Source organism: Mesobacillus campisalis, assembly GCF_000986785.1.
Classification (GTDB): domain Bacteria; phylum Bacillota; class Bacilli; order Bacillales; family Cytobacillaceae; genus Mesobacillus_B; species Mesobacillus_B campisalis.
In genome coordinates this window covers 1-21,930 of the sequence record NZ_LAYY01000033.1, presented here as the reverse complement: position 1 = coordinate 21,930, position 21,930 = coordinate 1, and the positions used below count along the sequence as shown (strand labels likewise).

The following is a 21,930-nucleotide window of genomic DNA, read 5'->3' as shown; positions in this document are numbered from 1 at the left end:
CTGTCAGTGGCCGTTTTTTCGAGGGGGAGCGAGTTTTGGGTACTGATGCTTGCTGTCAGTGCCTGTTTTTTCGAGGGGGAGCGTGTTTTGGGTACTGAGGGGGTCTGTCAGTGCCCATTTTTTCATGAGGGCGTGAGTTTCGGGCATTGATGGGATCTGTCAGTGCCCATTTTTTCGAGGGGGAGCAAACTTTGGGCACTGAGGGTGCCTGTCAGTGCCCGTTTTTTCGTGCGAGAGCAAGTTTCGGTCACTGACGCCACCTCTCAGTGCCCTTTTTTTCATGAAAACACAACTTTCGGTCACTGACGCCACCTCTCAGTGCCCTTTTTTTCATGAAAACACAACTTTCGGTCACTGACGCCACCCCCTCTGCGCCCTCCCCCATAATCCCCAACTAATTTCCCCCCACAATCCAACATCAATTTCTGTTTTAATAAAAATAGATAATTTTATGCAACTTTTTCCAACACCAGAGCATCTATTCTGTTGAAGGGGCGAGGGAGAGGGGGACCGCGAGCATGGGTTTGGTCCAGAGACTAAAAGAAAAACAGGAGTCTGCTCTAAGCGAGCTGATGCAGCTGTATGGGGATTATTTGCTTCGCACGGCAGTCTTATTGCTGAAAGACCGGCAAGCAGCAGAAGAGGCCGTCCAGGATGCCTTTATCACGGCTTACGAAAAAATCAACCAGCTGGAAGATGATGATAAAGTGAAAAGCTGGATGACGGCCATCCTTGTAAACAGATGCAGGGCTCAAATGAGAAAGCGGAACTGGAAGCATGTTTTCCTCTCTTTTGATCTGGTTGAGCGTTTCCGGGAGGATGACCTCCACCGGGGGCCGGAGGAGTCGCTGCTTTTGCTGGCCGAGAACCAGCATTTATCAAGCGCCATACAGGAACTCAACTATAAATATCGTGAAGCCATCATTCTATTTTATTTTAATGAAATGAAAATCAGTGAAATCAGCGAGCAGCTGAATGTGAATGAAAATACCGTGAAGGCACGGCTTTCGCGAGGACGTTCCTTATTAAAAGAGATCTTGATGAGAGGGGGAGATGAAAGTGGGGAAGGAAAGATTAAAAAAACAGCTCGATAAGGAGCTGCAAAGTGTGAAATTCTCGCTGCAGGAGGAAGTGATGAAAAAGGCGCGACGCCCTTCCTTCCCGCAAAGGCTTTCGGCTCTGCTGAATAAGGAAGTGGAAATTCCGCTGTTGTCCGCAGGCATTGTCGTGGCTCTTTTCTTCTCCTGGGGAATCAAGGACATGATTCCTGATGAAAAGCAGCCAGACGGCTATGCGGAGCGCGAGCTGATCGAGGCGGGCGGCAACACCTACTGGAAAGACCTTTATGAAAAGGCGGCGGGAAAGAATGAAAATTAAAGTGAAAATAAAGCATCTTGGAGCGGCGCTATTAAGCCTGATTGTCCTGCTTCCGCTGACCATCTTTTTTATCATCCCCCAAATCGAGCTCTATGCGGGGGAGAAGCAGCTTGCAGCAGGAAATGCGGCAGGCAAACAGAAAATCCTCCAGTCCCTCGAGGGAAACGTAATGAGCGAGCAAAAGTGGGACATCATCAGGCAGCGGATGATTGAAGATGGCGGTCATGGCAGGTTCGATGTGTACGTCGGTCCCTCATCGACCCAGGTCTCCCACTATTCCGAAGATGCGAGGTTTTCCCTCGAAGAGCGGCTTCCGTATTTAAAAAAATATCTGGAAGAAGGGCCGGCAGACGGCTATCTCGTCAATGCAGCGCGCCAACTTTCGCAATACTATCAAGGGAAAGGAAAAATGGAGGCAGCCGATGCCGTGTTAGTGCAGGGAATAGAGCGGATGGAGAAGAGCCAGCAATCGTGGCATCAGCATGAGCTCGAGCTGGAAAGAGCAGAGCTGTTCATCCGGCAGAATGACTTTACGGCTGCACGGGAGCTTTTGAATGAGCTTAAGATTCAGGCAGAAAAAGAGCAAAGCGACCTAAAGGGCAATGTTGCTGCGCTGGAAGGAGAAATCCTGATCCGGGAAGAAAGAATGGAGGAGGCAGAGAAGCTGATTGCAGGTGCACTAGAAGAAATCAAAGCCCAAATGGAAAAGGAAAAGCAGGAGGTTTCCGGTGATATGGAAGGGGAGCCCGTCATCCTTTCCAGGCTCCAATCTTTACAGAATCAACTCGGGCAGGCGCTGGAGAGTGGAGGAACAGGCCTTTCGGGCGTAAAAGGAAGAATTGTGAGGAGCGATGGAACTCCGGTGTCAGGGGCGGGGGTGTTCCTGCGGGAAGAGGATAGCATCCATTACAGCGTAGGGGAGGAAGAGCCTTACCAGCTGCTCACCGACGGGAACGGCCAGTTTGAATTTACCGGAGTGCTGCCGGGGAGCTATCAGATTTACCTTGGACTAACCTTTGGCCAGATTGACGGCTGGGCCTATCCAATTCCGGCGGACCCGTGGATTGATTTGGACGGAAGCACAGTCGAACGGGTAGAAATCGTCCTTCATCCACTGATTGAGCTGAGATCTCCTGTAAACCAAACTGAAATTTCAGCGGATGAGGTCACTTTTGCTTGGGAAGAGGTAGAAGGGGCGGCGTATTATGAACTTCACCTGGGAGTCGATGTTGAGAACGGATCGATCAGTTCGCCGTTTAAAAATCGGGTAAAGGGAACGGAGCTTACTGTTCCGATCGAACAGCTGTATGATAAGACGGTTGGCATGACGTTCGAGGGGGACAGCTGGTCGACTGTGGATCCGGTATCGATCCTGGCGTTTACCAATACAGAAAATCGATTTTCATGGTCAGTAAAGGCCTTCGATCCAGAGGGCGAGATGATTACCCAGAGCAACGGCTACCGCCTTGATGAAAAAACACTGGGGAACCTGCCTTTTTTTTACCTGAAGGAAAGGGAAATGAGCGCAGCTGATCAGCTCTTCCTGAATAAAAAAATCCCCGAAGCATACAAAGCATACCAAGAAAGCTATGAAAAAAACAAAGACGCCCATAGCTTAAGGATGCTTTCGCGCCTCAAGGGATGGGAGAAAGAAATGAAGGGAAGTGCAGCTTCAGAGAACTACCAGAAACAATGGGCGGAAATCTCCACTTCCCCTGATGATGCCTTTGATATGGCAAGCTATTACGCGGAAAGGAGGGATTGGGAGAACTACCAACACTGGTACGAAAAATACCTCGAAAGGGAGAAGGTGCCTTCCGAGTATGGAGCAGGCTACCATGCTGCCGTGCTGATGAAGCAAGGGAAACAGGAAGAAGCGCGGGAAGCGTTTCAAGAGGCGATGGAGCTTGATGCGGGCAACCGTTTCATAGGCAGCTGGCTTGCCCTTGAACTCCATGCAGGCAGCTCGTTTAATGATGCAGAAGCCTTGGCGGAGAGGTATCCTGAGCGTTGGTTAGGCGGTGAACGGAAAAACTGGGCCTCCATGATCAGGAAAATGGCTGTTGAAGCAGAGGGAGACCAGGATTACCGGAGTGAGCTTCGTCGAGTGATACAACTATACCTGGACGGCAGGGAAAAAGAGCTGGAAAAATGGCTGGATACGACGGATAAAGAGCAGCTGAAAGCATTTATACAGGGTGTGAAAGAAGTAAGATAAGGCTGTCCGTTCCGCCTGGAAAGGACAGTTCGCCAGCAGCCGTAATTAACAGGAAAAAGATATCAATAGCATAAAAACGGCCGAAAAAAATCCGGCCGTTTTTACATTAACTTTAAGGTCGTCTTCAATTAGGGTTGTCCCATTAAGGCCATTTTAACCAAACGTTTGATTAGTATGTCCTATTTGGCCATAAAGGCAGGATGTTCTAAAGCTCCCGCAATTTTTGGTTGAGAGCGCCAAGCTGGGTTTCAATCTCGGCAATCTGTTTTTCCAGGGGAGACAGTTTCCCATCCACATATTCCAGTTTCTCCAGGTCATGCTGCAGCCGGATATACTCCGCTTTGAGCTCCGCGATCTGATATTCAATTTCTTTTTTATCCATGCTTCCATTCCTCGTTTCTATGGGCATATCTCTCATTATAGCATTGCTGAATAATAGCCCCGCAAGTAGGTGAAACGGATTATTCCGGCAGAAAAAAAGAAGCATCTGCGACTAGGCAGACTGCTTAAAGGGTCAAGCGGATATGCCTGGCGCTATAGGCCAAAGCACTTTCGCTTTCAGATGAGGGGGAATACACTATCAGGATGGCCGGATAAAAGGGGATCCATACATCCAATCTGTAATATTTGTTACCAAACTGGAAAAATATTTTTATAGCTTTTAGGAGTAAAAGACGGCTAGGACGGGAATAATGCTACCAAGAGCAGCAAAACAATTAATCATTCAATCTCACATCAAATTATAAATCAGGATTAAAATAGGAGGTAAAACAACATGAACATGATGGAAGAAAAAACATTAACGGACTTCGTGAACGAAAATCAATTCGCTCTAGATGATTACCTTGACTACTTAATCGATGCAACTTCCGAGGAACAATAATAGATAACGAGAAAAGCATTTGGGAATCCCTCCAAATGCTTTTTTGTGTCTTTATGCGGGTTGAGGGTCTCGCTAAAAGGGCATTCAATGATTGATATTTGATTTATCAAGGGTGTATCTGTAAAATTAAAAGGGTAAATTTATTTTAATTTTGGAGAGTGAATACTTTTGGCTGAAGTGCCCATAGGTTTAATTATCTTTCTGGTTGTTCTAATCATTTTTTCTGCTTTCTTTTCATCAGCGGAAACTGCGTTTTCAAGTGTGAATAAAATCAGGCTGCGGAATTATGTAACTGAGAACAAGCCTGGAAGTAAAAAGGCCTTATACATTTCTGATAATTTCGACAACGCTTTATCTACCATTTTGATAGGAAACAATATCGTGAACATTGCGGCTTCAAGTATTGCGGCAAGTGTGTTCACCGGTCTTTTTGGCGCAGGTACCGGCCTTGTGGTCAGCACGCTGGGCATGACCATCCTGATCCTGATTTTCGGTGAGATTTTGCCAAAGTCGATTGCGAAGGAAAACGCGGAAAGCTATTCCCTGAAGATTTCGGGAATCCTGCTGCTGCTCATGAAACTGCTGACACCATTCAACTTCCTGTTCGCGAAGCTGAAGGATGTCGTTTCCAGGACCTTTTCCAAAAACAAGGAAGCGTCTCCATCCGTGACCGAGGAAGAAATTAAAGTAATGGTGGATATCAGTGAAGAAGAGGGCGTCATCAATAAGGACGAAAGAGAGCTCGTCCACCGCTCGCTGGAATTTAATGAAATTACCGTCGGCGAAGTGCTGACCCATCGGATGGATATGATTGCCGTTGAAGTAAGTCAGCCGATTGAAGAGATTAAACAGGTATTTTTGGCGGAGAGATTTTCGCGAATCCCCGTTTATAAAGAAAATATAGATAATATCATTGGCTTTTTATCCGAACGCGAATTTTTCTCAGAGCTGATCCAGGGAAAGGAAATCGTGGTTGAAAAATTGCTGCGCAAGCCAATGTTCGTGGTGAAGTCGATGAGGATTGCCTCGCTGCTGCCTGAACTGCAAAGAACGAAAAGCCATATGGCCATCGTCGTCGATGAATTTGGCGGAACATCGGGGCTGATAACACTGGAGGATATTCTTGAAGAGCTTGTTGGCGAGATTTGGGATGAGCATGATGAGAAAGTGAATGTCATGACTAAGCTAAGTGATACCACCTACGAATTTGATGCCCAGTATGATCTTGATGATTTTGCCGAGATGTTCAATGTCCCAATGCCGGAATCGACCGCGCACAGCCTGGGAGGCTGGATTTTCGAGTCGCTCGAGCGGATTCCAAAGCAGGGAGAAGGGTTCATGTATGAGAACCTTGAGATTTCGGTCCAGGAAGTAGATAACCACCGGGTGCGCAGGATCAAGGTAGTCGTGCTTGAGCGGAATGAAGAAGGAACAGAAGAAGAATAGAGTAAAAAAAGAAGCATCTGCCACGGAGGCAGATGCTTTTTCAATAAAGGGGAATACAGTTACAGGATGCCCCGCTAAGCAAAAGTTTATACATTCCTTATTTCATGGATTGCGATTTTTTTACGCAAGCCTGCACGGCCTTGATGACAGCGGAGCGAAGCCCGTTTTCTTCAAGGCTGGCCACGGCTTCGATTGTTGCCCCGCCAGCTGAACAGACTTCATCTTTTAAGGCCCCGGGGTGCTTCCCTGTTTCCAGTACCATTTTTGCTGCTCCCAAAACGGCCTGTGAAGCGAATGCATAGGCCTGCTTCCGCGGCATTCCCTGAAGTACGGCTCCATCGGCCAGCGCCTCAATGAACATATAGGCATAAGCCGGCGAAGCCCCGCTTACGCCGCTGACCACATCCATCAGATGCTCCTCGACAAATTCGACTTTGCCAAAGCACTGGAATATTTCCTTGATCAGCTGCTTTTCACCCTCTGAAATTCTTTCATTTACGCTCACGGCCGCCATCCCTTCGCCGACAAGCATTGGCGTATTCGGCATCGACCTTGCCAGCTTGACTGGCCGACCGAAGCGCTGCTCATTCTGTTCAAGGGTCTGCCCGGCGGCGATCATGATGATAATCGCTTCTTCCCGGATGCTGTCCCTGATTTCGGCAATGACGGAATCATATTTATTGGGAGTCACGGACAGGAACAGGATGCTCCCTTTACGGGCCACCTCAAGATTGTCATGGGTCGTGGCAATGCCGTAAGCTTCTCTCATTTCATCCAGATTTCCCGGAGAGGGGTTGGAGGCATAAACATTCCCGGGGCTCACATATCCCGAAGAGACTAATCCGCCAATCATCGCTTTGGCCATGCTACCACAGCCGATAAATCCTATTGTATCCATCTGTAAAATCCTTTCATTCCTAAAGTCAGTAGCCTGATTATAACATGGAAGCAGAAAGACGATGAAAACAGCATGCGCCACCTTTGTCTTTCTGTTTGAGAACGCTGTAAAATGAAAGTGAATGATACATCCAGCAAAGGGAGTGAAGGGGATGGAGAGCATCACGGTTGTTTCAATGCTCGATGTTATCGGCGAGCTGTTTTCGGACGAAATCTCAATTGCCGTATCCAATACAAAGGAATATATATATTACCGCCCAAGCAAGCGGATTGATTTGAAAATCAGGCCTGGCGATCCTCTTAAGGAAGGAACCATCGCCTACAAGGCAGTAGCGTCGCAGCAAAAGGTATCCGAGTTCATCAACCGGGATCTATTCGGGATTCCTTACCACGGGATGGCTGTGCCGTTTCTTCATGAAGGGAAGATTGAAGGATGCGTGACGGCCATCTTTCCGGCTTTGACGGACGGAAAATCGGTTGTCACGGTCAAAACTTCGGACGGCTGGAAGCCGATTCCTTTTGGTGATGTCGTCCATTTGGAAGCGAAGGACAAAAAGACGCATGTGTATACAGGAGAGTACAAGGGGACGCATAAGTACTCGCTTCAGGAGTTTGAGTATCTGCTGCCGAAAGATTACTTTATTCGCTGCCACCGCTCTTTTATCGTCAATGTGAACCACATTGAAGAGATTTTTCCAGACACTCATTCTACGTTTCTGCTGGCCATGGACAATGGGGAACGGGTGCCGGTGAGCCAGTCATACTCAAGTTATTTCCGAAAACTGCTGGGTTTTTAGCGGAATTTTCTGCTTCATACATTGGATATGCTGCTTGGTCAGAGTATCTTGTTTTGTATTCCAAATTTTCTGTCTTCCCCTTTTCCGTGGGTAAAATGAGAATAAATCTATTTACCAGAAAGGGATGGTAGTATGGGAAATTTGGAACGGATCAGGCATGAGGGCTTGCATGACAGAGTTGTCACCCCTGAAGAAGCGGCATCATGGATACAGGATGGAATGACCCTGGGGCTGAGCGGATTCACACGTGCGGGCGATGTGAAAGCGGTACCATTTGCTTTGGTGGATCGGGCGAAGACGGAATCGTTCAAAGTGAATGTCTATACAGGAGCATCGCTCGGATCGGATGTTGACAAGCTGTTTGCCGAGGCGGGAATCCTGGGCAAAAGACTGCCATTCCAAGCGGACCCCACGATGAGGAAGGGAATTAACAATGGCGACTTCATGTTTGTGGACCAGCATCTTTCGCATACGGCGGAAATGATCCGGGCCGGAGTGATGGAGCCTATTGATTTCGCTATTTTGGAAGCGGTTTCGATTACAGAGGATGGAATGATTATTCCGACAACGTCGATTGGAAACTCCCTGTCTTTTGCGCACAACGCCAAAAACATCATTGTTGAAATCAATATGGCACAGTCCACTGAACTGGAAGGGCTGCATGACTTATATGAGCCAGGGAAACAGGGAGACCGGGAGCCGATTCCGCTGGCAAAAGCAGATGACCGGATTGGGTCGACAGGCATCAAAGTCGATGCCGGGAAAATCAAAGGAATCGTGTTCACCAACCAGGAGGATTCTCCTTCAACGATTGTCGCACCGGATGAAGAAACGAAGATCATGGCTGAGCATTTATTGAACTTCCTCCGGACGGAGATTGAGGCTGGCAGATTAACAGAGAAGCTGGCCCCGCTTCAATCGGGTATCGGATCGGTGGCAAATGCGGTTCTTCATGGAATGCTGTATTCAGAGTTTGAGAACCTGGAAGTATATTCGGAAGTTTTGCAGGACGCGGTCTTTGAGCTGATGGATGCTGGCAAGGTCCGATTTGCTTCTTGCTGTTCGATTACATTGTCAGATTCCAAGATGAAAGAAGTGTTCAGCAACTTTGAGAAATACCGTGACCGCCTGATCATGCGTCCTCAGGAAATATCCAACCACCCCGAAATCATCCGCCGCCTCGGCCTGATTTCCATCAATACCGCCTTGGAGCTGGACCTCTACGGCAATGTGAACTCGACGCATGTGCTTGGCACAAAGATGATGAACGGCATCGGCGGCTCCGGAGATTTTGCGCGGAACGCACGCCTGGCGATTTTTGTGACAAAGTCGATTGCCAAGGATGGAAAGATTTCAAGCATCGTGCCGTTTGTTTCCCATGTGGACCACACCGAGCATGATGTCGATGTGATTGTCACCGAGCAGGGATATGCTGATTTGCGCGGGCTTGCGCCAAGGGAGCGGGTCGAGAAGATCATTGAAAACTGCGCACACCCTATGTACCGGGAGCAGCTGCGCGAATACTACCGGGAAGCCCTTGAACGAGGAGGGCAAACTCCACATGTGCTTGAGAAGGCTTTGTCCTGGCATGTGAATTTTGCCAAGAACGGCACCATGCAGGGAGAGCTTGCGGAAGTAAAATGACGGAATTGGTTGACAATTTGGATGTTCTGCCCTAAAGATAGTAGTAATGAACGTAAGCAGGGGTGGACATTTTGGGATTGGCTGAAGGATACGATGATCATTTAAAAGAAAAGAAGCATTCTATTTTGCGGGATTTAAATAGTCAAAACATTTCTGCTGGACTGATATCAAGCACATTGGTGATGACCGGTCCAGCCCTTATTATTTTACAGGCTTCGGCAAGCGGAGGCTTTACCAGTCAGCAAACGGTCAGCTGGATGTTCGCGGTTTACTTTTTCGGAGGAGTATACGGCATCCTGATGCCACTGTTGTTCCGGATCCCGATAACAGGGGGTCACTCGCTGACAGGAGTGGCTTTCCTTGCCACGGCGACCGCACAGTTCACCTATCCGCAGCTGATCGGCGGTTATGTGATGTCGGGACTGCTGATTTTCCTGATCGCTGTGAGCGGGCTGTTCACAAGGATGATGAAATGGGTGCCGCGGGAAGTCATTTCGGCCATGCTTGGCGGACTGGTTGCTGGCTATGTGGTCCAGCTGGTTCCGGCAGTCAAGGAAATGCCGGCGGTAGGCGGGGCGGCCGTCGTCAGCTTTCTGCTGTGCACCCGCTACTCAAGGCGCATTCCCCCTGTACTGGGAGCGATCGCCGCGGCTTTGGCTTCCCTCCTGCTGACAGATGGGCTATCTGCAGGTGCTTCGCAGCTGGTTTTTTCATGGCCATCTTTTCAAATTCCCGAATTTAGCATGATTGGGTTTTTGACCTTGTCACTTCCGCTGGCGATGCTGATCCTCAGCAATGATGCCGCTCCCGGAATCGGCGCGCTTGAGAGCGGGGACTATAAGCCGCCTATCCGTAAAATTCTTACTGCAAGCGGTGCGTTTTCTGTGATGGCAAGTTTCTTCGGGGGGCAAAGCGCCAATATTGCCGGCATGATGACCGCCATATGTGCAGGGCCTGATGCGGGGCCACGGGAAAAGCGCTATATGGCTTCGGTGGCTGCCGGGGCTGTAATCCTGGTTTTTGGAGTGTTTGCCTGGAAAATCGTCCCGTTCATCCAATCGCTTCCACAAACCTTTGTTGCGATGCTTGCGGGCTTTTCGCTCGTTTCCGTCCTGTATGGCAGCCTGCAGTCAGGCTTTTCCTCCAGCAGGTATAAAATCAGCGCCTTGACCGCGTTTATCGTCACTCTGTCAGATGTCTCCTTTTTTCATATAAGTGCCCCCGTTTGGGCGCTTCTTATTGGAGCGTTTCTTGCCCGGACGGTGGAAAAGGCATGACAAGGGAGTGGCAATCTTGGTTTACGTGGCTTTTGTAAGAAAATTGCCACAAGCCTTTCGCTGTTTTTAAAAAAGTTCAGTTATAATGAAATTATGAGATAAATTCCTGATGCCCAGACAGCCCAGCCTTCAACAGATTCGAGGCTGGGTTTTATCATATCGACCATTCAGGAGGCGAACGTATGAAAAGCTTGATTGTTTACTGTTCTTCCCATGGTACGACATCGAAGGCCGCGTTACTTCTGCGGAAGGAGCTGGAAGGGGATGTAGTGGTTGTCAATTTGAACCGGACAAGGCTTCACTCTGACATTGGGCTATTTGACACTGTGATTATTGGCGGTTCCATTCATGCCGGAAACATCCAGAGTAAAGTCAGGAAGTTTATTAAAGAGAATTCTGCCGACCTGATGACAAAGAATATCGGGCTTTTTCTGTGCTGCATGTGCGAGGGACGGGAAGCAGAACAGCAATTTGAGAGCGCTTTCCCTCACTCTCTCAGGGACCGGGCTATTGCAAACGGCTTTTTTGGCGGTGAATTCCTTGTTTCCAGAATGAATTTTATTGAAAAACAAATCGTCAAAAGGGTGGGCGGCGTTACCGAGGATACGTGCAGGCTAAACACACAGGCCATCCAGGATTTTGCACATGTGCTAAACCGCCGGCACATCCACGCGGAGGCGTCGATGTACAGCTTTGAACCATCCTGCTCCCGAGCCATGAGGCTATATTAGCAAAAAAAGAAGCAGGGCTTGCGGCTTTGCTTCTTTTTTTGCTATACTCCCAGGGAATAAAAGTTAAAATTGTAAAAGGGGCACCGATTTGCTAACCTGTAAGAAGCAGGATTTGGTGGTGGGGGTTGGTCTCATGGAATATGTTGATCCGATTAAAGACATAGAAAAGATTCAATGCATCAAGAAAAATTTACAGCAGCAATCACCGCGCGATTTATTGCTGTTTGTTTTAGGCATCAACACCGGTATCCGCATCAGCGATTTGCTGTCCATCAAGGTAGGCGATATCTGGGACGGACAAAAGCCTAGGGAATTCCTCTGTGTAGAAGACGGGAAAAGCGGAGACCAGAAGGCCTTTTACATCAACAGCAGTGTGGAGGAAGCCTTGAAGAGCTACTTGGGGAACGGAAACTTCAAGGAAGATGATTATCTTTTTAAGTCTAAAAAGGATAATCAGCCGATTTCACGGCAGCAGGCCTACCGGATTATCAACCAGGCCGCAAAAGAGGTAGGAATAACCGGTAAGATCGGGACACATACACTAAGGAAAACATTTGGGTATCATGCCTATAGAAAAGGCATTGCCATTTCCTTTTTAATGAACATCTTCAACCATCATACACCGTCTGAAACCCTGCGTTATCTGGGGATCGACAAAAATGATGAACAGCTGATTAAAGTGGATGTTAATTTATAAATATTGGATAATCAAGATGAAGGATGCTGCCGGCATCCTTTTTTTTGCTGTTTATTGGATTAAAAACCTTGCCATATTCGGACTTGGAGATTTTGGACGAAGGCATTTTATGGTTAGTGGGATTGGGTTTGGGCAGGCGATATTCAAAATGTGTGCCGTCCAAAATTTGGGGTATGATATGGAATAGTTCGCAAAAACCCATCATTCAAAGTACCAAACATCAGAAAAGGCCCGCATAAGGATTGGTCTAGTATGGAGGGGTGAATATATGACTTATATTTTATTGGTTGTTGGTTTTATTCTGCTCATTAAAGGAGCGGACTATTTCGTAGAAGGGGCATCAAACATTGCCCAGCTTCTCAAAGTTCCACCCATTTTGGTAGGCTTGACGATTGTCGCATTCGGGACAAGCGCCCCGGAAGCCACCGTCAGCATCATTGCCGCCATGGAAGGCAGCAGTGATGTTTCACTTGGGAACGTCGTGGGCAGCAACATCCTGAATATTACGCTGGTTATTGGGATCACTGCGATCATCAACCCGTTGAAAGTGGAAAGTGAAACCATTCGGAAGGAAATTCCGTTTACGCTGCTGGCAAGCATCGTACTATGGGTATTCATCAGTGATGTTGCCCTGCAAAATCGGGGCACCAACCTGATTACGAGAAGTGAAGGAATTATCCTGCTTCTATTCTTGTCCATTTTCTTGTACTACATATTTGAAGTGGCGAGAAACAGCAGGAGCAGCGATTCAGTTGAAGAGGTTCAAAACAAGGACATCACCTGGGGGAAGAACCTGGTATTCACGGTTGGCGGAATGGCGGCCATCATCTTTGGGGGCGATATGGTTGTCGACAATGCCACCCAGATTGCGCTGGCCATTGGAATGAGTGAAACGCTGGTAGGCTTAACCATTGTGGCGATTGGAACCTCGCTCCCTGAACTGGTTACTTCGATTACGGCAGCTCTGAAGAAGCAAACGGAAATTGCGCTCGGCAACATTGTCGGCAGCAACATCTTCAATATTCTATTCGTCCTTGGTGCATCCGCTACCATCGCGCCGCTTGCCGTGGACAATAGGATTTTTACCGACGTTGTCTGCATGATTATCCTTACAGTTGTACTGCTGATCTTTTCGCGGACCAAGTACAAAATTTCCAAAGTCGAAGGCGCCGTCCTCGTAGCCGTCTACACAGCCTATCTCATCTACATCATCTTAAGAAATTAACGCATCACCGAAAAGAAGAGTGCCTGACCCTTAGCGCTTTAAAGCGCTGAGGGTCAGGCACTCTTTCCTGCTTTCATGTTGTAAAGGGGCAGGGGATAAATGAATTTTGGGAAAAGAATCCCTATTGCGAATATCGGAATTACCCTTCCATTCAGATGTTATCTTCTTTATAATCCTCATATGTCTTCTTTTAGTTTTTAGAAAATTTAAATAAACGTTAAGAAAGAGAGGGGAATACTTCCGATGTCTAAACAAGGCAAACAAGGTTTTGTTATACGTTCATTGAACACCATTGAACGTGTTGGAAATAAACTGCCAGACCCGGTCACGCTATTCGCAATATTCGCGCTGACTGTTATCGTACTTTCTGCCATTTTCTCAAGCATGGGGATGAGCGTTCCAGACCCTGCGAATGAAGGAGAAGTTATTGAAGTCAGAAACCTTCTAAGCTCTGAAGGTATTTTATATCTATTCCAAAGCATGGTAAGCAACTTTACAGGCTTTGCTCCATTGGGTACGGTTCTTGTCACCATGCTCGGTATCGGGCTTGCTGAACGTTCCGGTTTGATCTCTGCAGCCCTGCGCGGCCTGGTTACATCTGTTCCAAAGCAGCTAATCACGGCTGCATTGGTATTTGCAGGCGTCATGAGCTCCATGGCATCTGATGCAGGATATGTTGTATTGACTCCGCTTGGAGCTGTACTTTTCGCTGGATTGGGAAGGCATCCGCTTGCAGGTCTTGCTGCGGCGTTTGCCGGTGTATCGGGTGGATTCAGTGCCAATCTGTTGCTGACTTCCCTGGATCCGCTCCTTGGCGGTATGACACAAGACGCTGCTGCCATGCTGGACCCTGAGTATGCAGCACAGATGAACTATGCCATGAATTACTATTTCATGATTGTATCGGTGTTCCTCATCACAATAGTGGGAACGGTTGTTACCGATAAAATCGTTGAGCCAAGACTTGGCACTTACAAAGGGAATGTTGAGGTTAACGAAGAAGCAAACAAATTGCGCCCCGAAGAAAAGAAGGGCCTCTGGGGCGCCCTTATTTCGGTTATTATTACTGGTATTGCGATTGCTTTGCTCGTTATTCCGGAGTGGGGACCTCTTCGTGCCGGCGCTGAAAGCATCATTGATTCGCCTTTCTTGCAGACTCTTGTACCAATTATCCTAATCATGTTCTTTATTCCTGGTTTGGTGTACGGGAAATTGACCAAATCCATCAGGAATGATAAAGATGTTGCTAACCAATTGTCTGAAACGATGGCGACCATGGGCTCTTACATCGTGCTTGCTTTCGTAGCGGCGCAGTTCGTTGCCTACTTCAACGAATCCAAGCTGGGAATTGTCCTGGCCGTAAATGGGGCTGAGTTCCTCGAGAGCACTGGATTCACAGGAATCCCGCTAATCCTGACCTTCATCGTGATTTCGGGATTCATCAACCTGTTTATCGGAAGTGCAACCGCAAAATGGGCAATCATGGCTCCTGTCTTCGTGCCAATGATGATGGGAATCGGATATTCTCCGGAATTGACACAGCTTACGTACCGTATCGCTGATTCAACAACCAACATCATCTCGCCATTGATGCCATACTTCGCGATCGTCATTGCCTTCGCCCAGAAGTATGACAAAAAGGTCGGAATTGGTACATTGGTCTCAACCATGCTGCCATACTCCATTGCTTTGACGATTTTTTGGGTATTGCTGCTGATTGTCTGGATGCTGACAGGACTCGACATTGGACCAGGATCGCCGATTTTGTATAGCAAGTAATCATAAAAGCTTCCTCCCTTCATTTTAGAGGGCGGGGGCTTTTTTGTTGTGTGAAGGACCTTGATAAGGAGATTGGAGCCTGTTAGAGGATTCATTTAGGGTGCAAGGGTTCCAATGAGGGTCATTGGAGCCCGTTTGGCGCAACAACAGGGATGGATAGGTTCCAATAAGGCCTATTGGAGCCCGCGCCACGGGAAACCTAGGGACGAACGGGTCCCAATAATACTAATAATACGTTTGATTAATAACCCCGCCTCCACTAGAATAAGTACATACCTATGCATAGTATCAAACCATTCCCTTCACTAAAGCGCTAAAGGGTGCCTGACCCGCTGTGTGGTGAAGCATTAAAGCATTAAAGGGTGCCTGACCCCTCTGATAAGGATGTGAGCATGTTGCAGCGCACGAAGATGCCTGTTTATGAACGAATCGCTATTGATATTGCCAACCGGATCTATGATGGAAAGTTTAAAGTTGGCGAGAAAATTCACGGCCGCTCGACGCTTGCGAGCGAATACAATGTTTCACCGGAAACGGTCCGCAAGGCCATTAAGATCCTTGAAGATGTTGAGATCGTCCATTCGGCCAAGGGAAGCGGAGTCGTCATCTCCTCGCGTGAAAACGCCTTTAAATACATCAACCGCTTTTCAACCCTTGCCAGCATCAAGGACCTTGAAAAGCAAATGAGGCAGCTCATCTCAGAACGCCAAAAGCTGGACGAAGATCTTAATCAAACAATTGATAAAATCATCGACTATACTGGAAAGATGCGTCACACCAACCCGCTGACGCCCATCGAAATTGAGATTAAACCGGATTTCAGCCACATCGGAAAGACCGTATCAGAACTGAAATTCTGGCAAAACACAGGCGGAACCATTGCCGGCATTAAGCGCTCAGGGGAGCTCATCCTGTCTCCCGGCCCGTATGCCAGCATCCAGGCCGGTGACATCCTGGTGATTATCGGCGACGAAAAAACATACGAGCGGGTGAAAAATTTCCTGGAGGAATAGAGAGGTCAAGCAACTACGCCTCCTGCGTTAAATTTGCACAAGCCCTGAGCCGTACCCCACATTATTATCCGAGCAACTACCGCGTTTTGAAAACATGCCGGAAATGCTATAATGAAATGGGAAAACATGCAGGAGGTACGTGCCATAAAAAAACTGGTCAACCTACTTTATATAGCTCTAGGATTTCTGTTCATGGGTCTCGGAATGCTGGGAATTGTCCTGCCCGTCCTGCCAACCACGCCTCTTCTACTGCTGGCGCTCTTCTTCTTCGTAAAAGGCTCCAAGAGGTTTGAAGCCTGGTTCCGGGAAACAAAGGTCTACAAGAAATATCTCCAGGATTTCATCCGGGACAATTCGATGACAGTGAAACAGAAAGTCATCCTCAACCTGTTTGCCGACAGCATGATCCTCATTGCTTTTATCATGGTCGATAAAGCCTATGTCCGGGCTATTCTGCTGGCAGTTGTGCTATATAAATGGTATTATTTCATCACTAAAATCAAAACGATCCATCCACCGGAGAAGAATTAGGCAGCAGGGAACCTTGCTGCTTTTTGTGTTCTTTTCCTGCCGAAAACCTTATAGATTATCATATACATACAAGCATAAAACAGGCAGGAAAACAGGCGTGCAGCTAGAATATTAAGAAAGAAGTGTTTGCTCAGCAACTCACTAGTTTGGGGGGACATGAAGTGAAAGGAATCAAGCTTATCGCATTCGTAGCGCTCACCTCAGTCACCATTGCCAGCTTGCCTCAGGCAGCAAAAGCAGATGAAAAGCTTACGATGGAAGATTTCCTCAAGAATGTGCGTGAAGAACGCCTGCAATTTGAAAGCGAAAAACAGGATAAGGAAAAACAAAAAACAGAGATTAGCAGCCAGCAGGAGGAAATCCTAAAAGATATCAAATATCTCGACGAAGAGGCGGCAAGGATCAACGAAGAAATCCGCAAGCTTCAGCCTGAAAAAACAGCGATTGTTAGAGATATAGAGAATCAAAAACAAGAGATTAAAATTATTACAGACATAATGGAAAAGCGGGAAAAAGTCATCAGCGAACGGCTGCGGACCATCCAGGACCAGGGAGGGAGGGTTTCCTACATAGAAGTCTTCCTCGGTGTGAAAAGCTTCGGCGAATTCATCGACAGGGCCATCACCACCAAAGCAATCCTCGATTCCGATAAAAAAATCATGGAAACCCATTACCGCGACCTCCAGCGGAAAGAAGAAATGGAGAAAGAGCTTCAGACCAAGCTGGTTTCTTTGGAAGAAAGTGAGAAAAAGCTGCTGGCCCTGAAAGAAGAACAGCAGATCAAAGCGGAAGAAAAGAATAAAGTCATGCAGGCCTTGAAAAAAGAACAGGAATATATCGAAGCTGATCTGCTTAATATTGAAGAAATTCAGGCTCTGATTGAAGCACAGGAAAAAGCAATTATAGCAGAGATGGAAGCGAGAAAACCAACACCTGTTCCAGAGAAAAAGGAGAAAAAGAAAGAGCCTTTAAAACAAAAAACGCCGATAAAGCAGGGCGATGACCTGTTCATTGTGCCAACGACCGGAAGTGTGACGTCCGAATATGGCATGCGCTGGGGAAGTCCCCACGCCGGCATTGACATCGCCGATGGATCCGGGGACACAGAAGTCGTCGCAGCCGCCAGCGGAACCGTCATCCGCTCCTACTATTCCAGCTCCTACGGCAACGTCGTGTTTGTCACCCACCAGCTCAACGGCCAAACCTTCACCACCGTCTACGCCCACCTCGAAAACCGCCTCGTCGAAACCGGCGAGCAAATCACCCAAGGGCAGCTGCTAGGGTACATGGGCAACACCGGCCATAGTACCGGGAAGCATTTGCATTTCGAGATTCATGAGGGGCTTTGGGATTTGGAGAAGTCTAATAGTGTGGATCCTAGGGAGTATATAAAAATATGAGATTGAGAACTCGGACATTGAGGTTGTCCGGGTTTTGTTTTGTGTTTTGTTCTTTATAAAGGAATTTGATATGATTTTTATAACAAGATAAAAATGTTGAAATATGTCGTTTTTTATTGAGAACAAAAATTATAGAAATCTATTTACATTTACTTACCAATGTCCTATTATTTACTCAAGGGTTGTTCATTAAAGAGAACAAAAAGTTAACTGGAAAGAACAGTTGAGCATTTAACAAAGTTCACTAAAATGAACGAGTCTCAAAAAAGGACAGAATATGAGGAGGAAATGGGAATGCTAGAAAAAATGAAGAATTTGGTTGTTGAAGAAGAAGGACAAGCGTTGACGGAGTATGGATTGCTTATAGGCTTAATTGCAGTTGCGGTAATTGCTACCTTACTATTATTGGGTCCTAAAATTAATACACTCTTTGATAAAGTTTTAGATTCATTACCAACTGTTTAATAAAAACACTTTTTAATATCTTTTACAGAACCCTGCTTTTCGAGGCTGAAAGGCGGGGTGTTTTTTAAAAAAGGGAGGTTATTATACTGAAAATAATATTTTTAATAACAGTTCTTCTTATTTGTCTTTATACAGATATTAGGTCTCGAAAAATATTAAATATCGTTACTATACCAACCATTGTTTTCAGTATGGTTATAAACGTATTGGGCGGTGGAATTGAAGGCCTCTTGTATAGCGGAAAAGGTTTTTTTGTCGGAACGGGATTATTATTAATTCCATATCTACTTGGCGGCCTAGGTGCCGGAGATGTAAAGCTAATGGCAGCTATAGGAGCGTTAATGGGAGCTAATTTTGTCTTCTACTCATTTATCTACACAGCATTAATAGGTGGCGCAATAGCAATTGCTCTTATTGTTAAAGAGAGAGGCTTCTGGTACCCACTCAAGAATCTTCTATTCAATCTAACATTCCTCCGAGGCAACCTGGGCTCCATGATCATCACCAGTGATAAAAAAACTTCAAGCATCTCTTTCCCATACGGCGTAGCGATCGTCCTTGGCACATTCTGCACGTTAATCTGGGGTGGTTTCTAATGAAGTCAGAAAAAGGGCAATCGCTTGTTGAATTCGCTCTTGTTCTTCCTATTCTGATTTTGGTTTTGTTTGGAATTGTTGATTTTGGCCGTGTATTTCATACGTATTTAACCATTGATCATGCTGGCAGGGAGGCAGCCAGGGCAGCGAGCATTGGTAAAACTGGACCTGAGGCAGAGCAAGTAGCAGTAAACTCTGGCGGTAGCATCAATCTTACTACGGCCCATGTAAACGTTACAACAGGGGCATCGGGAACTGATGCGCGGGTTGTTATTGATTATCCTTTTAGTTTTATTACTCCGGTTATTGGTAATTTACTTTCCGGAGGGTTCACGATAACTAACACCACAGTGATGAGGGTGGAATAATGAAGATAATCCGGGCAGTGAAAAATTTGAGAAATGAAAATGGTGCATCCTTAGTAATCGTGGCTCTTGCCATGGTGGCTTTACTTGGGTTTACAGCTATCGTTATTGATGGAGGAAGGTTATACACAGAAAAAAGTAAACTACAAAAGGCTTTGGATGCGGCTGTCCTGGCAGGTGCCCATGGCCTGGTGGTAAATGATGTTCAAGCTAAGACGATTGCCAAAGATGTATCGGTTAAAAATGGCTATGATCTTGAAAGCAGTGAAATTGATGCTGTCGTAAAGAATTATATAGAAGCTGAAAAAACTGTACAAGTACCGATGACGTTCGCCAAGGTCCTAAATTTCAACACTGTTCCGGTAACAGCCCGTGCAAAGGCGATTGTTAGTCCTCTTAAAACAGGTATTGGGATTGCTCCTATTGCTGTAGAAGCAAGCATGGTACCGAATGGAACGGACCTAATATGTAAAAAGGAACCATTAACAGACGATACCTCAAGTTCAAACGGAAACTCCGGAAACAATGGGAATAACGGAAATAACGGAGGCCCAAATCATAGTTCCGGTAACTGCGGCTTCTTGCAGCTAGATGGCCCAGGTGCAAGTTCCTTGGCTAGCGCACTTGTTAACGGCGGCACTTTTACCGTTGACCAGGAGTATGCGACAACTGAGCCTGGTGGTATGTGGGGACAGGTTGATACAGCAGTTAAAACACTAATTCAGCAAGATATTGATGCAGGCAGAACCTATTGTAGTGACTTTTCTACGGCTGACAATTCCTGTAGCAGAGTCATTAATGTAGTGGTGATTGAAAAATGGGATGCCGAAGGAAGAGACCAGGTGAAAGTTGTTGGTTTTGCTGCGTATTGGATTGAGGGTTTTTTTCTCCAAGGAGGACCTGATAAATACCTTAGAGGCCGCTTTATCAGTTCTATATCCAAAGGAGAAATTGAGGAAATGACCGGTGGAGGAAGCTGGGAAGATAACCTCCTCTATGGCGTAAAACTAGCAGGGTAAACAAGGTTCTTTTAATGAAGGGGAGATCATTTTGAACACCAAAAAAATCTGGATTTGGTCATTGTTCATGGGTACAATGGTGGCCATTGTTGCTTATTTTGCCGTATTGCCCAAAGAAACTGCAACAACTGTAGAAACCCCTCCAGCTGACTTGGCTGCAGCCAGCGAAACGGCCGAAGAGGAAGAAGATGGTCCTGTTAAACGCGAGATCAGCAATCCTATGGCGGAGATTGAAAAAGGGAAGCGGGGGATCTCAATCTTTGTGGATATAGTCCCAGGTGTATCAGGCTATGTTGAGCCAGAATCCAAGGTTGATGTCATTGCCTACGCTACGTCAAAGGAGAAAGCAAAAGATAAAACAGGGGATAAGGATAAAGACAAAGATAAGATGTTTAAGTCTGCCATTCTAGTTCTTGAAAATATAAGAGTCCTTGCTTCCGGCAAGTCTGCCGACAATCCTGAAGAAGCGCTGCACTATCAATCAGTAACCCTGGAAGTAACACCGGAGGAAGGCGTCATGCTCGGCCTAGCTTCAAAGGATAAAGACGGTTTTTACCTCATGCTTCGTAACGAAGAGGATAAGGAGACCGGCAAGAAAGGCTACACGGAAACAAGGGAAATCATCAAGGAAGATGACGATAAGGAGGAATAAACGTGAGCATTTACTGGTTCTATTTTTCTGATACCAATACGGATCCAGGCGACCTGGCTGCCTATTTGGATAAAAAGGAATATTCACTGGTCAGCACAAATCATCTGGAAAGCCTCCACAAACAGCTGGTCGAAAACCAAACTTCCGTTTTGTTTTTGAAGGCGAACTCGGTCTACAATGTTTACGACCTATGCCAGGAGATTTCGGTTTCCTACCCGCATGTCTATGTGATTCTCATTGTTCCTGACAATATGGAAAATGTGAAAAAAGCGATGAATATGGGTGCGTCTGATATATTACGAGCTTCCTATACTAATGAAGAAATGCGGGAGGCTGTGCAGCAGGCGATCCGTTTTATGGAACACCGCTCCGGCAAAGGGAAGGTATATGCACAACTTCCCAAGGAAAACAGCGCTGTGCTGGCAGTCTGCGGTCCCAAGGGCGGCATCGGCAAAACTTCCTTCACCGCAAATCTGGCTATTGCATTCTCAAAAAAGGGGAAAAAAGTGGCCGTCATTGACGCCAACATCCAGTTTGGTGATATGGCTATGTATTTTAACGAAAAACCAAAGCGGACCATCTATGAATGGGTCAAGGAAGCGTACGGGCGCACCAACTATACCATCGACCAGTATATGCTTCAGCACCCAAGCGGTGTGGCGATCCTCGCAGCGCCTCCTCGCCCGGAGTTTTTTGAAGGAATCACCGAGCAGCATTTGAAAACCGCTATAGATGAAGCTAAAAAGCTCTACGATGTCGTGCTCATTGACATGCCGGGTTATTTATCCGATATTCATATGAGCTGCCTAGTGCAGGCAAATGAGATTTTACTGCTCACCGCCAATGATTTATCCGTCATCAGGATTACCAAGCTTTATCTTGAAACACTGGACACCCTGCAGCTTAAAGATAAGGTCA

General features: G+C 46.7%; 22 protein-coding genes. 20 read left to right on the top strand and 2 right to left on the bottom strand.

The window, feature by feature from the left end:
• Positions 1-518 precede the first annotated feature (518 nt).
• Genes WQ57_RS19795 through WQ57_RS19785 form a run of 3 tightly spaced genes read left to right on the top strand, consistent with a single transcriptional unit; the run spans position 519 to position 3,595 of the window.
• Positions 519-1,094, top strand: coding sequence for an RNA polymerase sigma factor (locus WQ57_RS19795; protein WP_046525498.1), 576 nt, complete (start codon positions 519-521; stop codon positions 1,092-1,094).
• Complete coding sequence (locus tag WQ57_RS19790) at positions 1,060-1,377, top strand: hypothetical protein (protein ID WP_046525497.1); 318 nt, start codon at positions 1,060-1,062, stop codon at positions 1,375-1,377. The genes WQ57_RS19795 and WQ57_RS19790 overlap by 35 nt, the downstream gene beginning before the upstream one ends.
• Positions 1,367-3,595 (top strand): hypothetical protein, encoded by a 2,229-nt coding sequence (locus tag WQ57_RS19785; RefSeq protein WP_052948835.1) that lies wholly within the window; start codon positions 1,367-1,369, stop codon positions 3,593-3,595. The genes WQ57_RS19790 and WQ57_RS19785 overlap by 11 nt, the downstream gene beginning before the upstream one ends.
• Before the next feature lie 205 nt (positions 3,596-3,800).
• Here the strand turns inward: WQ57_RS19785 and WQ57_RS27065 are convergent, their stop codons facing one another.
• Positions 3,801-3,977: an SE1832 family protein gene (locus tag WQ57_RS27065; RefSeq protein WP_173427589.1), complete on the bottom strand. Its 177-nt coding sequence runs from the start codon at positions 3,975-3,977 to the stop codon at positions 3,801-3,803.
• Between the two features lie 669 nt (positions 3,978-4,646).
• Here WQ57_RS27065 and WQ57_RS19780 point away from each other — a divergent pair.
• A complete protein-coding gene (locus WQ57_RS19780) occupies positions 4,647-5,924 on the top strand; it encodes a hemolysin family protein (protein WP_046525496.1) in 1,278 nt (425 codons plus the stop codon).
• Positions 5,925-6,021: 97 nt separating this feature from the next.
• Here the strand turns inward: WQ57_RS19780 and proC are convergent, their stop codons facing one another.
• The gene (proC, locus tag WQ57_RS19775; RefSeq protein WP_046525528.1) at positions 6,022-6,822 is read right to left on the bottom strand and encodes a pyrroline-5-carboxylate reductase; all 801 of its coding nucleotides are present in this window, start codon (positions 6,820-6,822) and stop codon (positions 6,022-6,024) included.
• A gap of 151 nt (positions 6,823-6,973) precedes the next feature.
• Between proC and WQ57_RS19770 the strand changes: the two genes are divergently transcribed.
• The 16 genes from WQ57_RS19770 to WQ57_RS19695 all read left to right on the top strand — a co-directional run.
• On the top strand, positions 6,974-7,618 hold the full coding sequence (locus tag WQ57_RS19770) for a LytTR family DNA-binding domain-containing protein (protein ID WP_046525495.1): 645 nt from the start codon (positions 6,974-6,976) through the stop codon (positions 7,616-7,618).
• 132 nt (positions 7,619-7,750) lie between these two features.
• Positions 7,751-9,262: an acetyl-CoA hydrolase/transferase family protein gene (locus tag WQ57_RS19765; RefSeq protein WP_046525494.1), complete on the top strand. Its 1,512-nt coding sequence runs from the start codon at positions 7,751-7,753 to the stop codon at positions 9,260-9,262.
• A 71-nt stretch (positions 9,263-9,333) separates the two neighbouring features.
• The gene (locus tag WQ57_RS19760) at positions 9,334-10,539 is read left to right on the top strand and encodes a benzoate/H(+) symporter BenE family transporter (protein WP_046525493.1); all 1,206 of its coding nucleotides are present in this window, start codon (positions 9,334-9,336) and stop codon (positions 10,537-10,539) included.
• A 182-nt stretch (positions 10,540-10,721) separates the two neighbouring features.
• Positions 10,722-11,270: a flavodoxin domain-containing protein gene (locus tag WQ57_RS19755; RefSeq protein ID WP_046525492.1), complete on the top strand. Its 549-nt coding sequence runs from the start codon at positions 10,722-10,724 to the stop codon at positions 11,268-11,270.
• 133 nt (positions 11,271-11,403) lie between these two features.
• The gene (locus tag WQ57_RS19750; RefSeq protein ID WP_046525491.1) at positions 11,404-11,967 is read left to right on the top strand and encodes a site-specific integrase; all 564 of its coding nucleotides are present in this window, start codon (positions 11,404-11,406) and stop codon (positions 11,965-11,967) included.
• A gap of 268 nt (positions 11,968-12,235) precedes the next feature.
• Complete coding sequence (locus WQ57_RS19740) at positions 12,236-13,192, top strand: calcium/sodium antiporter (RefSeq protein ID WP_046525489.1); 957 nt, start codon at positions 12,236-12,238, stop codon at positions 13,190-13,192.
• Positions 13,193-13,435: 243 nt separating this feature from the next.
• Positions 13,436-14,971 carry an AbgT family transporter gene (locus WQ57_RS19735; protein WP_046525488.1) on the top strand — a complete coding sequence of 512 codons (1,536 nt, stop codon included), beginning with the start codon at positions 13,436-13,438 and terminating at the stop codon, positions 14,969-14,971.
• A gap of 392 nt (positions 14,972-15,363) precedes the next feature.
• Positions 15,364-15,984: a GntR family transcriptional regulator gene (locus WQ57_RS19730; RefSeq protein WP_046525487.1), complete on the top strand. Its 621-nt coding sequence runs from the start codon at positions 15,364-15,366 to the stop codon at positions 15,982-15,984.
• Between the two features lie 111 nt (positions 15,985-16,095).
• Positions 16,096-16,515 carry a YbaN family protein gene (locus WQ57_RS19725; protein WP_241481597.1) on the top strand — a complete coding sequence of 140 codons (420 nt, stop codon included), beginning with the start codon at positions 16,096-16,098 and terminating at the stop codon, positions 16,513-16,515.
• A 161-nt stretch (positions 16,516-16,676) separates the two neighbouring features.
• Complete coding sequence (locus WQ57_RS19720; RefSeq protein ID WP_052948834.1) at positions 16,677-17,915, top strand: murein hydrolase activator EnvC family protein; 1,239 nt, start codon at positions 16,677-16,679, stop codon at positions 17,913-17,915.
• A gap of 294 nt (positions 17,916-18,209) precedes the next feature.
• Complete coding sequence (locus WQ57_RS25995) at positions 18,210-18,380, top strand: Flp family type IVb pilin (RefSeq protein WP_064537394.1); 171 nt, start codon at positions 18,210-18,212, stop codon at positions 18,378-18,380.
• An 80-nt stretch (positions 18,381-18,460) separates the two neighbouring features.
• A complete protein-coding gene (locus WQ57_RS19715) occupies positions 18,461-18,976 on the top strand; it encodes an A24 family peptidase (RefSeq protein WP_338151913.1) in 516 nt (171 codons plus the stop codon).
• On the top strand, positions 18,976-19,344 hold the full coding sequence (locus WQ57_RS19710; protein ID WP_046525485.1) for a TadE/TadG family type IV pilus assembly protein: 369 nt from the start codon (positions 18,976-18,978) through the stop codon (positions 19,342-19,344). The genes WQ57_RS19715 and WQ57_RS19710 overlap by 1 nt, the downstream gene beginning before the upstream one ends.
• 26 nt (positions 19,345-19,370) lie before the next feature.
• Positions 19,371-20,360, top strand: coding sequence for a TadE/TadG family type IV pilus assembly protein (locus WQ57_RS19705; protein WP_162200618.1), 990 nt, complete (start codon positions 19,371-19,373; stop codon positions 20,358-20,360).
• Positions 20,361-20,391: 31 nt separating this feature from the next.
• Entirely contained in the window at positions 20,392-21,012 is a 621-nt protein-coding gene (locus tag WQ57_RS19700) for an RcpC/CpaB family pilus assembly protein (RefSeq protein ID WP_046525483.1), read from the top strand.
• A 2-nt stretch (positions 21,013-21,014) separates the two neighbouring features.
• Positions 21,015-21,930, top strand: a 916-nt coding sequence (locus WQ57_RS19695; RefSeq protein ID WP_046525482.1) for a CpaE/TadZ family protein, incomplete at its 3' end; no start/stop codon positions are given.